Origin of the sequence: Aeromicrobium sp. HA, from assembly GCF_027171405.1 — a bacterium.
GTDB classification, from domain to species: Bacteria; Actinomycetota; Actinomycetes; order Propionibacteriales; family Nocardioidaceae; genus Aeromicrobium; species Aeromicrobium tamlense.
This window is the reverse complement of sequence record NZ_CP114372.1, coordinates 1,316,356-1,328,598: the sequence shown is the minus strand read 5'-3', so window position 1 is coordinate 1,328,598 and position 12,243 is coordinate 1,316,356. Positions and strand designations below refer to the sequence as shown.

13 protein-coding genes are annotated in these 12,243 nt (G+C 71.5%); 3 read left to right on the top strand and 10 right to left on the bottom strand.

Annotated features, from left to right (window positions below):
• Positions 1-134: 134 nt before the first annotated feature.
• From O3S82_RS06550 to O3S82_RS06505, 10 genes are read right to left on the bottom strand one after another with little or no spacing between them, the layout of a single operon-like run.
• Positions 135-1,883: a proline--tRNA ligase gene (locus O3S82_RS06550; RefSeq protein ID WP_269306463.1), complete on the bottom strand. Its 1,749-nt coding sequence runs from the start codon at positions 1,881-1,883 to the stop codon at positions 135-137.
• A 50-nt stretch (positions 1,884-1,933) separates the two neighbouring features.
• Positions 1,934-2,305: a DoxX family protein gene (locus O3S82_RS06545; protein WP_179425118.1), complete on the bottom strand. Its 372-nt coding sequence runs from the start codon at positions 2,303-2,305 to the stop codon at positions 1,934-1,936.
• A gap of 8 nt (positions 2,306-2,313) precedes the next feature.
• A complete protein-coding gene (locus O3S82_RS06540) occupies positions 2,314-3,180 on the bottom strand; it encodes a GNAT family N-acetyltransferase (protein ID WP_179425120.1) in 867 nt (288 codons plus the stop codon).
• A 41-nt stretch (positions 3,181-3,221) separates the two neighbouring features.
• Positions 3,222-4,352, bottom strand: a complete 1,131-nt coding sequence (gene ispG / locus O3S82_RS06535; RefSeq protein WP_269307046.1) for a flavodoxin-dependent (E)-4-hydroxy-3-methylbut-2-enyl-diphosphate synthase — start codon at positions 4,350-4,352, stop codon at positions 3,222-3,224.
• Between the two features lie 17 nt (positions 4,353-4,369).
• Positions 4,370-5,671: a M50 family metallopeptidase gene (locus tag O3S82_RS06530; RefSeq protein ID WP_269306462.1), complete on the bottom strand. Its 1,302-nt coding sequence runs from the start codon at positions 5,669-5,671 to the stop codon at positions 4,370-4,372.
• Positions 5,668-6,888, bottom strand: a complete 1,221-nt coding sequence (dxr, locus tag O3S82_RS06525; protein ID WP_269306461.1) for a 1-deoxy-D-xylulose-5-phosphate reductoisomerase — start codon at positions 6,886-6,888, stop codon at positions 5,668-5,670. The genes O3S82_RS06530 and dxr overlap by 4 nt, the downstream gene beginning before the upstream one ends.
• A 53-nt stretch (positions 6,889-6,941) precedes the next feature.
• A complete protein-coding gene (locus O3S82_RS06520; RefSeq protein WP_269306459.1) occupies positions 6,942-7,400 on the bottom strand; it encodes an AMP-binding protein in 459 nt (152 codons plus the stop codon).
• Complete coding sequence (locus O3S82_RS06515) at positions 7,400-8,128, bottom strand: enoyl-CoA hydratase (protein WP_269306457.1); 729 nt, start codon at positions 8,126-8,128, stop codon at positions 7,400-7,402. Before O3S82_RS06515 ends, O3S82_RS06520 begins: the two co-directional genes overlap by 1 nt.
• A 43-nt stretch (positions 8,129-8,171) precedes the next feature.
• Positions 8,172-9,002: a hypothetical protein gene (locus O3S82_RS06510; protein ID WP_179425126.1), complete on the bottom strand. Its 831-nt coding sequence runs from the start codon at positions 9,000-9,002 to the stop codon at positions 8,172-8,174.
• Entirely contained in the window at positions 8,999-9,910 is a 912-nt protein-coding gene (locus O3S82_RS06505) for an ABC transporter ATP-binding protein (RefSeq protein ID WP_269306455.1), read from the bottom strand. Before O3S82_RS06505 ends, O3S82_RS06510 begins: the two co-directional genes overlap by 4 nt.
• A gap of 129 nt (positions 9,911-10,039) precedes the next feature.
• Between O3S82_RS06505 and O3S82_RS06500 the strand changes: the two genes are divergently transcribed.
• From O3S82_RS06500 to O3S82_RS06490, 3 genes are all read left to right on the top strand, one after another.
• Positions 10,040-11,191: a histidine kinase gene (locus O3S82_RS06500; protein WP_179425137.1), complete on the top strand. Its 1,152-nt coding sequence runs from the start codon at positions 10,040-10,042 to the stop codon at positions 11,189-11,191.
• Positions 11,188-11,838 carry a response regulator transcription factor gene (locus O3S82_RS06495; RefSeq protein ID WP_269307045.1) on the top strand — a complete coding sequence of 217 codons (651 nt, stop codon included), beginning with the start codon at positions 11,188-11,190 and terminating at the stop codon, positions 11,836-11,838. The genes O3S82_RS06500 and O3S82_RS06495 overlap by 4 nt, the downstream gene beginning before the upstream one ends.
• 61 nt (positions 11,839-11,899) lie before the next feature.
• Positions 11,900-12,223 (top strand): hypothetical protein, encoded by a 324-nt coding sequence (locus O3S82_RS06490; RefSeq protein WP_269306451.1) that lies wholly within the window; start codon positions 11,900-11,902, stop codon positions 12,221-12,223.
• Positions 12,224-12,243: the final 20 nt, after the last annotated feature.

Below are 12,243 nucleotides of genomic sequence, written 5' to 3'. Positions count from 1 at the left end.
AGCCTCGCATCGGTGCCCTTCCTCCGGCGCGAAGGCCTCGCGCGTCGGAGGCGATCATGTCGGTCGGCACACGTGTTGTCGAGACGCCTCACCGGCCGGCGCGTCGCCGGGATGCGCCGGCGCGGAGGCGCGACTCAGGCGTGGTCGGCGAGCACCGTGACGAGCTCGCCGACGGGCACGTCGCGACGCTCGCCGGTGGCGCGGTCCTTCACCTCGACGACGCCGTCGGCCAGGCCCTTGCCCACGACGACGATCGTCGGGACGCCGATCAGCTCGGCGTCCTTGAACTTCACGCCGGGCGACATCTTCGGGCGGTCGTCGTAGAGGACGTCGAAGCCGGCCGTCTCGAGCTCGGCGACGAGGCCGTCGGCGGCCTCGAACAGGGCGGGATCCTTGCCGGCCACCACGAGGTGGACGTCGAAGGGCGCGACCTCCTTCGGCCACACGATGCCGGCGTCGTCGTACGAGCCCTCGACGACCGCCGCCACGGCGCGCGAGACGCCGACGCCGTACGAGCCCATCGTGACCGTGACGAGCTTGCCGTTCTCGTCGAGCACCTGCAGGCCGAGCCGCTCGGCGTACTTGCGGCCGAGCTGGAAGATGTGGCCCATCTCCATGCCGCGCGCCAGCTCGAGCGGACCCGAGCCGTCGGGTGCGGGATCGCCGGCGCGCACCTCGGCGGCCTCGATCGTGCCGTCGGACGCGAAGTCACGGCCCGCGACGAGGTCGAACACGTGCCGGCCCTGCTCGTTGGCGCCGGTGATCCAGCTGGTGCCGTCGACGACGCGGGGGTCCGTCAGGTAGCGGATGCCCGTGGTGCTCTCGGCGCCCAGCGCCGCGGGACCGATGTAGCCCTTCACGAGGCCCGGGTGTTGCGCGAACGCGGCCTCGTCGAACGGCTCGACCTCGGCGGGCGCCACCTGCGTCTCGAGGCGCTTCGCGTCGACCTCGCGGTCGCCGGGGAGGCCGATCGCGAGCGGCTCGGTGGAGCCGTCGGGGTGGCGCAGCATGACGAGGACGTTCTTGAGCGTGTCGGCCGCGGTCCACGGGCGGTCCTGGCGCGGGTGCTTCTCGTTGGCGTGGGCGACGAGCGTCTCGATCGTCGGGGTGTCGGGCGTGTCCTCGACGTGCGCCGCGGGCAGGCCCTCGAACGCGATCGCGTCGGGCACGACCGTCGTGACGGCCTCCACGTTGGCCGCATAGCCACCGGGCGAGCGCACGAACGTGTCCTCACCGGTCTCGGAGACCACGAGGAACTCCTCGCTCGCCGAGCCGCCCATGGCGCCGGAGTCGGCCTGGACGATGACGTAGTCGAAGCCGAGGCGGTCGAAGATGCGGATGTAGGCGGCGCGGTGCGCCTGGTAGGCCGCCTCGAGGCCCTCGTCGCTCACGTCGAAGGAGTACGAGTCCTTCATGATGAACTCGCGGCCGCGCAGGATGCCCGCGCGGGGACGCGCCTCGTCGCGGTACTTCGTCTGGACCTGGAAGAGGATCGCGGGCAGGTCCTTGTAGGACGAGAACGTGTCCTTCACCAGCAGCGTGAACATCTCCTCGTGCGTGGGGCCGAGCAGCATGTCGTTGCCGCGACGGTCCTTGAGCCGGAAGAGGTTGTCGCCGTACTCGGTCCAGCGGTCGGTGGCCTCGTAGGGATCGCGCGGCAGCAACGCCGGGAAGCGCACCTCCTGGCCACCGATGGAGGCCATCTCCTCACGGACGATCGCCTCGACCTTCGCCAGCACCCGCAGGCCCAGCGGCAGCCACGAGTAGATGCCGGGCGCGACGCGACGCACGTAGCCGGCGCGGACGAGCAGCTTGTGGCTCGGGACCTCGGCATCGGCGGGATCGTCGCGCAGGGTACGGAGGAACAGCTGGCTCATGCGCATGGCACGAGGCTATCGGCTGGCGCGACGGGCGACGTGACCGCCCGACGGGCTCAGGAGGAGCGCGCGAGGTGGAGCGCGGCGCGGATCAGCGGCCACTGCAGCGGCAGGCGCGCCAGGACTCCGGCCTTGAACGCCGGGGACGTCCGGCGGCTGCCGACGACGTCGACCGCCATCTGCACGTTCGCCGGGAACACCGCCGCCAGCAGGCCGGCGGACGCGATGGCGCCGACGCGGCGCGTGGGCGGTGCGATCACCGCGGCCGCGCAGACCAGCTCGGCGACGCCCGACGCGAGGACGATCTCGCGGTGGCGCGGCAGGAAGCGCGGCACGATCCGCTCGAAGACCTGCGGACGGACGAGGTGGATGACGCCGGAGACGGCGAACGGGACGGCGACGAGCGCCAGATCGGTGCGACGGGACATGGTGCCTCTCAGAGCAGGATCGAGGCGAACGTCTCGACCTGGCGGAAGCCGACACGCTCGTACGTGCGGCGGGCGGGAGTGTTGTGCTCGTTGACGTAGAGGGTGACCGCGGGCGCCACTGCGCGGCGCACCTGACGGATCACGGAGGCGAGGGCCGGGGCGGCCACGCCCGTGCCGCGCAGCTCGGGGTGCACCCACACGCCCTGCAGCTGGCAGCCGGTGTCGGTCGAGGCGCCGACCTCGGTCTTGAACAGCACCGTGTCGTCCTCGATGATCGCGTACGACCAGCCCATCGACACCAGCTGCGTGACGCGGGCGCGGTACCCGCTGGGCGAGCCCACCGACTCGGGATGGACCCCGACCTCCTCGGTGAACATCGCGACGCACGCCGGGTAGAGCGTGTCGACCTGGTCGATCCGGACCGGGCGCACGCGCGGGTCGAGCGGCACGTCGCTGTCGTGCTTGAGGACCATGAACGGCTGCGACGGGCGCGGTGAGCGCGCCGGGCCCCACTCGTCCTTCACGCGGTCCCACAGCGGCAGCACCGTGGCGGCGGTCCCGACGAGCGAGCTCGGCTTGTGGCCGTGGGTCAGCAGTCGCTCGCTGAAGGCCTCGATGGCAGCGGGCGTGGCCTGGGCCGGGACGACATTGGCGCCCACGTGCAGCAGCGAGACCGCCTGGCCGTCCTCGAAGTAGCCCCACAGCTCGGCGCCGAACCAGCGGCGGTCGAGGCGCGTGGAGTCCACGCGGTGGCGGACGAACATGTCGACGAGCGGCTCGCGGTCGAGCACCTCGTGGATGAGCTCGAGGTCGGCGCGACCGAGCGGCCTCACGTAGGAGGACGTCGCGGCAGGCGGGTCGCACACCTCGGTCATGTGACCCAGACTACCCGCGGGACTTCGGCTGCAACTCGCTGTCAGGACACGGAGACCGAGGCCGAACCGCCCTCGACCGGCTCCATCGTCTCGGCGATGCGCATCGCCTCGTCGATGAGGGTCTCGACGATCTGGCTCTCGGGGACCGTCTTGATGACCTCGCCCTTGACGAAGATCTGGCCCTTGCCGTTGCCCGACGCCACGCCGAGGTCGGCCTCGCGGGCCTCCCCCGGTCCGTTCACGACGCAGCCCATGACAGCGACGCGCAGCGGGACCTCGAGGCCGTCGAGGCCCGCAGTGACCTGCTCGGCGAGCGTGTAGACGTCGACCTGGGCGCGGCCGCAGGACGGGCACGAGACGATCTCGAGCTTGCGGGGGCGCAGGTTGAGCGACTGCAGGATCTGGATGCCGACCTTGACCTCCTCGACCGGCGGGGCCGAGAGGGAGACCCGGATCGTGTCGCCGATGCCCTTGCTGAGCAGCGCGCCGAACGCCGTGGCGCTCTTGATCGTGCCCTGGAAGGCGGGGCCGGCCTCGGTGACGCCCAGGTGCAGCGGCCAGTCGCCGCGCTCGGCGAGCAGCTCGTACGCGCGCACCATGACGACGGGGTCGTTGTGCTTGACCGAGATCTTGAAGTCGTGGAAGTCGTGCTCCTCGAACAGCGAGGCCTCCCAGACGGCGGACTCGACGAGCGCCTCGGGCGTGGCCTTGCCGTACTTCTCGAGCAGGCGCTTGTCGAGCGAGCCCGCGTTGACGCCGATGCGCAGCGAGACGCCCGCGTCCTTGGCCGCCTTGGCGATCGCGCCGACCTGGTCGTCGAACTTGCGGATGTTGCCCGGGTTCACGCGCACCGCGGCGCAGCCGGCGTCGATCGCGGCGAAGACGTACTTCGGCTGGAAGTGGATGTCGGCGATGACCGGGATCTGCGACTTGCGCGCGATGGCGGGCAGCGCGTCGGCGTCGTCCTGGCTGGGGCACGCGACGCGCACGATGTCGCAGCCGGCGGCGGTGAGCTCGGCGATCTGCTGGAGCGTGGAGTTCACGTCGGAGGTCAGCGTGGTGGTCATGGACTGCACCGAGATCGGGGCGTCGCCGCCGACGTCGACGGTGCCGACCTTGATCTTGCGTGTGGGCCGGCGAGGAGCCAGCACTGGCGGCGGCGCCTCGGGCATCCCGAGGTCGACCCCGCTCACGAGAGCCTCACCGGATTGACGATGTCCGCGTAGATCAAGACCACACCCATGACTATAAGGACGAGCCCAACCCCATAGGCGACCGGCAGCATCTTCGCGACGTCCACGAAACCGGGATCCGGCTTGCCCCGCAGGCGGGCGAACACGCGCCGCAGCTGCTCCCACAGCGCCCCCGCGATGTGCCCGCCGTCGAGCGGCAGCAGGGGGATGAGGTTGAACAGCCACAGGAAGAGGTTGAGGCTCGCCAGCAATCCGATGATGCGCTGCGCGCGCTCGCCCCACGTGGGGTCGTTGTACGTGACGAGCTCGCCGGCCACGCGGCTGGCGCCGACGACGCTGACGGGACCCTCGGCATCGCGCTCGGCACCGAGGGCAGCCTTCGCGACGTCGACCATGCGGGCGGGCAGGTGCACCAGGGCGTTCGCCGTGGCGCCGATCATCTCCCCCATCTGGTCGATGACGAAGACGGGTCCCTGGCGCTCGTTGACGAAGGTGGGCGAGACGCCCAGGAAGCCGACGTTCTCGACCCGCTCCGGGTCGTCGACCGAGGCGCGCGCCAGCACCGACGTGTTCACGGTGACCTCGCGCTCGGCACCGTCGCGCTCGAAGCCGATCGTGGCCTCGCGGTCGCCGTTGCGGCGGATCAGCGTGGTGACCTCGGTCCAGTCGTCGAGCGGCTCGCCGTTGAACGTGGTGAGCACGTCGCCCGTCTCGAGGCCGGCCTGCCGCGCGGGGGTGACCGGGTCGGCGTCGGTGCACGCGCGGCCGACCTCGGCGTCGGTGATGGCGCAGTCCGAGACCTGACCGACGGTGGTGGTCGGGGTGGGGACGCCGAACGCCATGAACGAGATCGCGAACAGCACCGTGGCGATGAGCAGGTTCACGGTGGGCCCACCGGCCATCACGATGACCTTCTGCCACCAGGGCTTGCGGTAGAACAGGCGGTCCTCGTCGGCGGGATCGACGTCCTCGTACTCCGCGGCGCGGGCGTCGGTGGCCATCTGGGTGAACAGGCCGGTGTTGGACGAGCGGACGACGAGGTGGCCGTCGTGGTCGCGCTCCTCGCGCTCGGGCGGGAGCATGCCGACGAGCTTGACGAAGCCACCGAGCGGGATGGCCTTGAGGCCGTACTCGGTCTCGCCGCGCTTGACCGACCACACGGTGCGGCCGAAGCCGACGAAGAACTGCGTGACCTTGACGCCGAACTTCTTCGCGGGCCACATGTGCCCGACCTCGTGCAGTGCGATCGAGACCGCGACGCCGATCAGGAAGACGATGACCCCGAGCGCGTACATCATCGGCGGGCCGCCCCTGCTCGGGCGGCGACGACCTCGCGGGCGCGCTCACGGGCGCGCGCGTCGGCCTCGAGGACGCGCTCGACGGAGAGGTCACCCGTGGCCGCTTCCGGGTCGGCGAGGTGGTCGTCCACGATCTCGGCCACCGTGTCGACGATGCCGAGGAAGTCGAGGTCGCCGGCCATGAACGCGTCGACGCAGACCTCGTTCGCGGCGTTGAACACGGCGGGGGCGGTGCGTCCGAAGGCTCCGGCACGACGGGCGACGCGGATCGCGGGGAACGCCTCGTCGTCGAGTGGGAAGAACTCCCAGGCGGTGGGCGACGTCCAGTCGCAGGCGGGCACGGCGCCGGGGACGCGCCGCGGCCACGAGAGCCCGAGCGCGATCGGCAGGCGCATGTCGGGCGGCGAGGCCTGGGCCATCGTGGAGCCGTCGACGAACTCGACCATCGAGTGCACGACCGAGGTCGGGTGCACGACGACGTCGATGCGGTCGTACTCGATCCCGAACAGCAGATGCGCCTCGATGACCTCGAGGCCCTTGTTCACCAGTGTGGCGGAATTGATCGTGATGACGGGGCCCATGTCCCACGTGGGGTGCGCGGACGCCTGTTCAGGGGTGACGTCGAGCAGCTCGTCGCGCGAGCGACCGCGGAACGGTCCGCCGCTCGCGGTGAGCACGAGTCGGCGCACGTCCTCGGGGTCCTCGCCGCGCAGCGCCTGCGCGAGCGCGGAGTGCTCGGAGTCGACGGGCACGAGCTGGCCCGGCTTGGCGGCGTCGAGCACGAGCTCGCCGCCAATGATGAGCGACTCCTTGTTGGCCAGCGCGAGCGTGGCGCCCGTCTCCAGGGCAGCCAGGGTGGGCATCAGGCCCACGGCGCCGGTCATACCGTTCAGGACGGTGTCGGCGGGCACCCGCGCAGCCTCGACGGCCGCATCGGGACCGGCCACGAGCCGCGGCAGCCGGTACTCCCCCGCCGACCAGCCCCGCCGCTGCGCCTCGGCGTACAGCGCGAGCTGCACGTCCTGCGCGGCGGTGGCATTGGCCACGGCGACCAGCTCCACGCCGAACTCCAGCGCCTGGGATGCCAGGGCCGCCGGATCGGCGCCTCCGGCGGCCAGCGCCACCACGTCGAACCGGTCCGGATTGGCTCGCACGACGTCGAGCGCCTGCGTGCCGATCGACCCGGTCGAGCCCAGGACGACCACCCGCGAACTCATGGGGTCCATTGTGGCACCGGCCGGCGAACCCGGGGCCGAGCCCTGCGAGCCGGTCAGGTGAGGGTGCCGCCGTGCAGGAGCGTGGCGAGCACGTCGCCGTACGTGCGCTCCATGCGCTCGCCGTAGTCGCCGACGTCATGCATCTCGGCGCGAGCGGGATCGACCCGTCCGGCGCGCAGCACGAGCTCGAGCTCGTACTTCTCGTCACCGGTGTGGATCGTGGCCGGGTCGCCCTCGATCCGGAAGCCGGCCTCACGGTCGGGCTCGGCGCCCAGTCGCACGATCGCGAGCACGCTCACGACCCAGGTGTGGCGGTCGGGGACGGACAGCGCCACGGGCGCGCCGGCGCGCAGGCCGAGGTCGCGCAGGCCGCCGGCGAGCGAGGCGCTCTCGTGGAGCAGTTGGGCGTAGGACAGCGAGCCGGAGGGCGTGACGAGCGCGAGCTCGTCGGCGCGGCCCTCGACCACGTGGCGGTCGAGGGCGCGGAAGGCGATGCTCTGCACGCGTGCCATCAGTTTCCCCTGAAGATCGGGTCGCGCTTCTCGGTGCGGGCGAGGGCCGCCTCCTTGACGTCCTGGCTGGCCCAGACGTCGCGGAAGCTCTGCTCGATGCGCTCGTCGTCGCGGCTCGAGCCGTTGAGGACGAGCTTGTTGTGCGCCAGCGTGAGCGGCGCGAGCCGGGCGATCTCGTGGGCCCAGGCGATCGCGTCGTCGAGGGTGCCGGCCCGGTCGGCCAGCCCGCACGCGAGGGCCTCGTCGCGGTCGATCGTGTCGGCGGCGAGCATGACCCGGCGGGCACGGCCGCTGCCGGCGAGGTCGGCCAGGGTGCGGATCGTCCACGCGTCGACGGCCATGCCGTTGCGCGCCGTGGGGACCGCGAACCGGGCACGCTCGTCGACCACGCGCAGGTCGCACGCGATCGCGAGCTGGGTGCCGGCGCCGATCGCGGGGCCGTTGACGGCCGCGATCACCGGCACGGGGACCTGCGCGAGGTGGTGCAGCATCCGGTACAGGGCCTCGATGAACTCGTCGCCGTAGACGCCGTCGAGGTCGGCACCGGCGCAGAACGCCGAGCCCTCCCCCGTCACGACGAGCACGCGGGCTCCCTGCTCGAAGGCCTCGGTGGCGGCCTCGTGCAGCTCGCGGCACAGCGCGAGGTTGAGCGCGTTGCGCCGGTCGGGACGGCGGAGGGTGAGGACGACGACGTCGCCGTCGCGCGCGATGGTCAGCAGGTCGGGCATGCGACCCAACCTAGCGAGCGACCATCGCGCGGACGGCTCCGCGTCACTTGACTTCGGTGCGCTGGACCCGCAGGTAGCCCAGCACGCCGGGCACGACGACCCAGAGGCAGAACGTGAACGCGAAGCGCAGGTACTCCAGCGCCCCGACGTCGACCGAGTTGCCCATGACGTCCTCGCCTGCGATGAGAGGCGTGGCCGCGTAGTTGAAGTCCAGCCACGGCAGCAGATCGCGCGCCCAGCCGAACAGGGCCATCAGGATGGGGTACGCCACGAGCGGCAGGATCAGCGCGACGACGTAGAAGCTGGCCACAGCCGCCGGCGTGTTCAACAGCAGCATTGCGAACGCGAAGGCCATCCAGAAGAACGCCAGCTGCAGCACGACCGTCCAGAGTAGTTCCTTGCCCGTGAGGTTCCAGACGACGTCGTGGTCGGTCAGCATGCCGTAGAGGACGTTGCCGAGAGCACCGAAGACGGCCGCCAGGACGAGCGTACCGAGGGCGAGCAGCGTGACGGCTGCGAACTTCGCACCGATGACGCGGCCGCGGTGGGGCTGCAGGCTGAAGGTGGTCAGGTGCGTGCGCTGGCTCCACTCGCTGCTCACGGAGAGGATCGCGAACACCGGCAGCAGGATCGACAGCGGGATGGTCATGATCTGGGAGAAGCCCGACGCCGTGATCGTCACGTCGTCGTTCAGGGCCAGCACGAGCAGCGTGAGCACCATGGCCAGCAGCAGCAGCCCACCGGTGATGATGAACAGCCACAGACCTCCGCGGGTGTCGAACATCTTGCGCAGCTCGACCCTGACTTCGCGGGAGAAGGGGATGGCGGGACGCGACAGGTCGATCGTCGAACCGCTCGTGGTGGTCGTGCTCATGACTGGGCTCCTTCGGTGGCGAGGGCATCGCGCTGGTCGTCGGCGGTGAGCTGCAGGAACATGGCCTCGAGGCCCGCCCCGTCGGCCTCGCGCAGCTCGAGCAGGGCCACGCCCGCCTTCGCGGCGGCCAGGCCGACCTCCTCGGGCGACGCGGTCGAGGTGACGGCGTCGGAGGCGACCGACGCCTCGAGGCCGGCGGCCTCGAGCGCCCCGATCAGGGCGACCTGGTCGCGCGCCCGCACCCGCGTGCCGGCGGCGCGGAGCAGCTCGTCCTTCGTGCCGCTGGCCACGATGCGGCCGTGGCCGATGACGATGAGGTCGTCGGCGATGATCTGGATCTCGTGCAGCAGGTGCGACGAGAGCATGACGGTGCCGCCGCGGTTCGCGTACTCGCGCAGCAGCTGGCGCATCCAGTGGATGCCGGCCGGGTCGAGGCCGTTGGCGGGCTCGTCGAGGATGAGCACCTTCGGGTCGCCGAGCAGCGCGTGCGCGATGCCGAGGCGCTGGCGCATGCCGAGCGAGTAGTTGCGGACGCGGCGCTTGGCCTCCTTGGGCGTGAGACCCACGAGGGCGAGCATCTCGTCGACGCGCGACATCGGCAGGCCCATCGCGCGGGCGCCGATCACGAGCACCTCGCGACCGGTGCGGCCGCCGTGCTGGGCCGAGGCGTCGAGCAGGACGCCGACCTGCGTGCCGGGGTTGGGGATGTCGGCGTAGTTCGCGCCGCCGATGGTGGCGGTGCCGCCCGAGGGGCGGGTCAGGCCGGTGATCATCCGCATCGCCGTGGACTTGCCGGCGCCGTTGGGCCCGAGGAACCCGGTGACGCGTCCGGGCCGGCACACGAACGAGACGTCGTCGACGGCGCGGAAGTCGCCGTACGACTTGGACAGGTTCTGGACTTCGATCATGACTCCACCCTGCCGTGTGCCGAGGTCTCGCAACAGACGCCGACACGCTCGTTCTGGTAGCCGAAAGTAGGGGGCGCGCCATCCCCTCGCCCGAGGTGCCGCGCCGAGGGTCGCGCCTATCCTGAGGCGGTGACGCCCCCGCCCCCTCCCCTGTCCCTCTGGGGGCACGTGTGGCGCACCCTGGTCGCTGTCGCGATCTCCGCGGTGGCGTGGTCGGCGCTGTTCCCCTGGCAGTGGGAGAACGCGCGCTGGTGGTGGTGGCTCGACGTCCTCGTCGGACTCGCGTGCTTCGTCCTGGTGTTCTGGCGCCGGCGCTTTCCGGTCACGGTGGCCCTCGTCACGAACGTCGCCAGCGCCTTCGCGGCCACGGCGGGCGGTCCGGCCACGCTGGCGCTGTTCTCGCTGTCCACCCGGCGCCAGTGGCGCGAGATCGTCCCGGTGAGCATCGCCACCCTCGTCTCGGCGTTCGTCTTCGTGGTCGTCGACCCCACCACCGACCGGGGCCTGTGGCTGCTCAACGTCGGCTTCGTCATCACGATCATCGGGTTCACGATCGGCTGGGGCCTCTACGTGGGTTCGCGCCGCGAGCTGATGGCCACGCTGCAGGAGCGCGCCGAGCGCGCCGAGGCCGAGCAGGCCGCCCGGGTGTCGCAGGCGCGCACGGCCGAGCGGGCTCGCATCGCGCGGGAGATGCACGACGTGCTGGCCCACCGGATCTCGATGGTCACGATGCACGCCGGGGCGCTCACCTTCCGTGAGGACCTCGGCGCCGAGGAGATCCGCCAAACCGCCGGCATCATCGAGCAGAGCTCGCGCCTGGCCCTCGTGGAGCTGCGCGAGGTGCTCGGCGTCCTGCGCGACGACGTGGGCGACGGCGCCCCCGAGCCGCCACAGCCCACGGCCGCTGGCATCGACGGCCTCGTCGAGCACTTCCGCGCCTCGGGGATGAACCTCGACTCCAACCTGTCGGTCGACCTCTCGACCGTGCCGGAGTCCATCGGTCGCACCGCCTTCCGTGCGGTCCAGGAGGGCCTGACCAACGCGTCCAAGCACGCCCCGCACGCGCGGGTCGCCCTCGCGATCACCGGCGGTCCGGACGACGGCCTGGTCATCGAGGTGTCGAACCCGCTGCCGGCCGGAGGGCGTGCTCCCGACCTGCCCGCCTCGGGCCTCGGGCTCGTGGGTCTGGCCGAGCGAGCCGAGCTCGCCGGCGGCCGCCTGCACCACGCCGTCGTGGCCGGCCATCACGTCCTGAGAGTGTGGTTGCCGTGGATCGCGTGACTCGAGTGCTGCTCACCGACGACGACCCGCTCGTGCGCGCGGGTCTGGGCCTCATCCTGGGCGGCGCCCCCGGCATCGAGGTCGTGGCCGAGGCGTCCGACGGGCGCGAGGCCGTGGCCACCGTGCGCGAGCGTCCCGTCGACCTCGTGCTGATGGACCTGCGGATGCCCGTGATGGACGGCATCGAGGCCACCCGCGTGATCACCACCGAGCCCTCTCCCCCGAAGGTCGTGGTCCTGACCACCTTCGACGCCGACGACCACATCGTGCGCGCCCTCGCCGCCGGTGCCGCCGGGTTCCTCCTGAAGGACACGCCTCCCCCGCGCATCGTCCAAGCGATCCAGTCAGTCATGGCGGGCGAGCCGATCCTGTCGCCGGCCGTCACCGCCAACCTCATCCGCCAGATCACGGCGGACGGTGCCGACCAGCGACGCACCGCCGCGGAGCGCCTCGTCGCCACCCTCACCGAGCGCGAGCTCGACGTCGCCCATGCCGTCGGCCAGGGCCGCTCGAACGCCGAGATCGCGGCCGAGCTCTTCATGAGCCTCGCCACCGTGAAGGCGCACATCTCGCGCATCTTCGCCAAGCTCGACGCCTCGAACCGCGTCCAGGTCGCCATCACGATGCACGACGCCGGCCGCCTCTGAGGGTCGGCTACGCGGGCCGTGGCGGACGAGAGCCGTCGGCACTCTTCGCCATGCTCGTGCCGTGACCACGCAGTACTTCATCGACGAGACCAAGGCCAAGGGCTATGTCGTCGTCGCGGTCGCATGTCCTGCCTCTGCTCTCGCAGCGGCGCGCAGAACCGTCGATGCCCTGGTACTGCCCGGTCAGCGAACCATTCACAGGAAGAACGAGAGTCCAAGGCGTCGGACCCACATCGCTGGCGCAGTCTGCGGACTGACCCAGAGCGGCGTCAGCGCGGTGGTGCTGGACGCGGGTCGCGGGCCGGAGCCCGAGATCGCACGGCGCGAGCGAGCGCTGCGCGGCATCGTCGCACTGGCGACGGCCGGCGGCACCCCGCGAACCTGACCCTCGACCTGGACGAGACG

Coding starts and splice junctions, on each gene's coding strand:
- O3S82_RS06550 (WP_269306463.1), bottom strand. CDS start 1,883: ATGCGCATGAGCCAGCTGTTCCTCCGTACCCTGCGCGACGATCCCGCC.
- O3S82_RS06545 (WP_179425118.1), bottom strand. CDS start 2,305: ATGTCCCGTCGCACCGATCTGGCGCTCGTCGCCGTCCCGTTCGCCGTC.
- O3S82_RS06540 (WP_179425120.1), bottom strand. CDS start 3,180: ATGACCGAGGTGTGCGACCCGCCTGCCGCGACGTCCTCCTACGTGAGG.
- ispG (WP_269307046.1), bottom strand. CDS start 4,352: ATGCCCGAGGCGCCGCCGCCAGTGCTGGCTCCTCGCCGGCCCACACGC.
- O3S82_RS06530 (WP_269306462.1), bottom strand. CDS start 5,671: ATGATGTACGCGCTCGGGGTCATCGTCTTCCTGATCGGCGTCGCGGTC.
- dxr (WP_269306461.1), bottom strand. CDS start 6,888: ATGAGTTCGCGGGTGGTCGTCCTGGGCTCGACCGGGTCGATCGGCACG.
- O3S82_RS06520 (WP_269306459.1), bottom strand. CDS start 7,400: ATGGCACGCGTGCAGAGCATCGCCTTCCGCGCCCTCGACCGCCACGTG.
- O3S82_RS06515 (WP_269306457.1), bottom strand. CDS start 8,128: ATGCCCGACCTGCTGACCATCGCGCGCGACGGCGACGTCGTCGTCCTC.
- O3S82_RS06510 (WP_179425126.1), bottom strand. CDS start 9,002: ATGAGCACGACCACCACGAGCGGTTCGACGATCGACCTGTCGCGTCCC.
- O3S82_RS06505 (WP_269306455.1), bottom strand. CDS start 9,910: ATGATCGAAGTCCAGAACCTGTCCAAGTCGTACGGCGACTTCCGCGCC.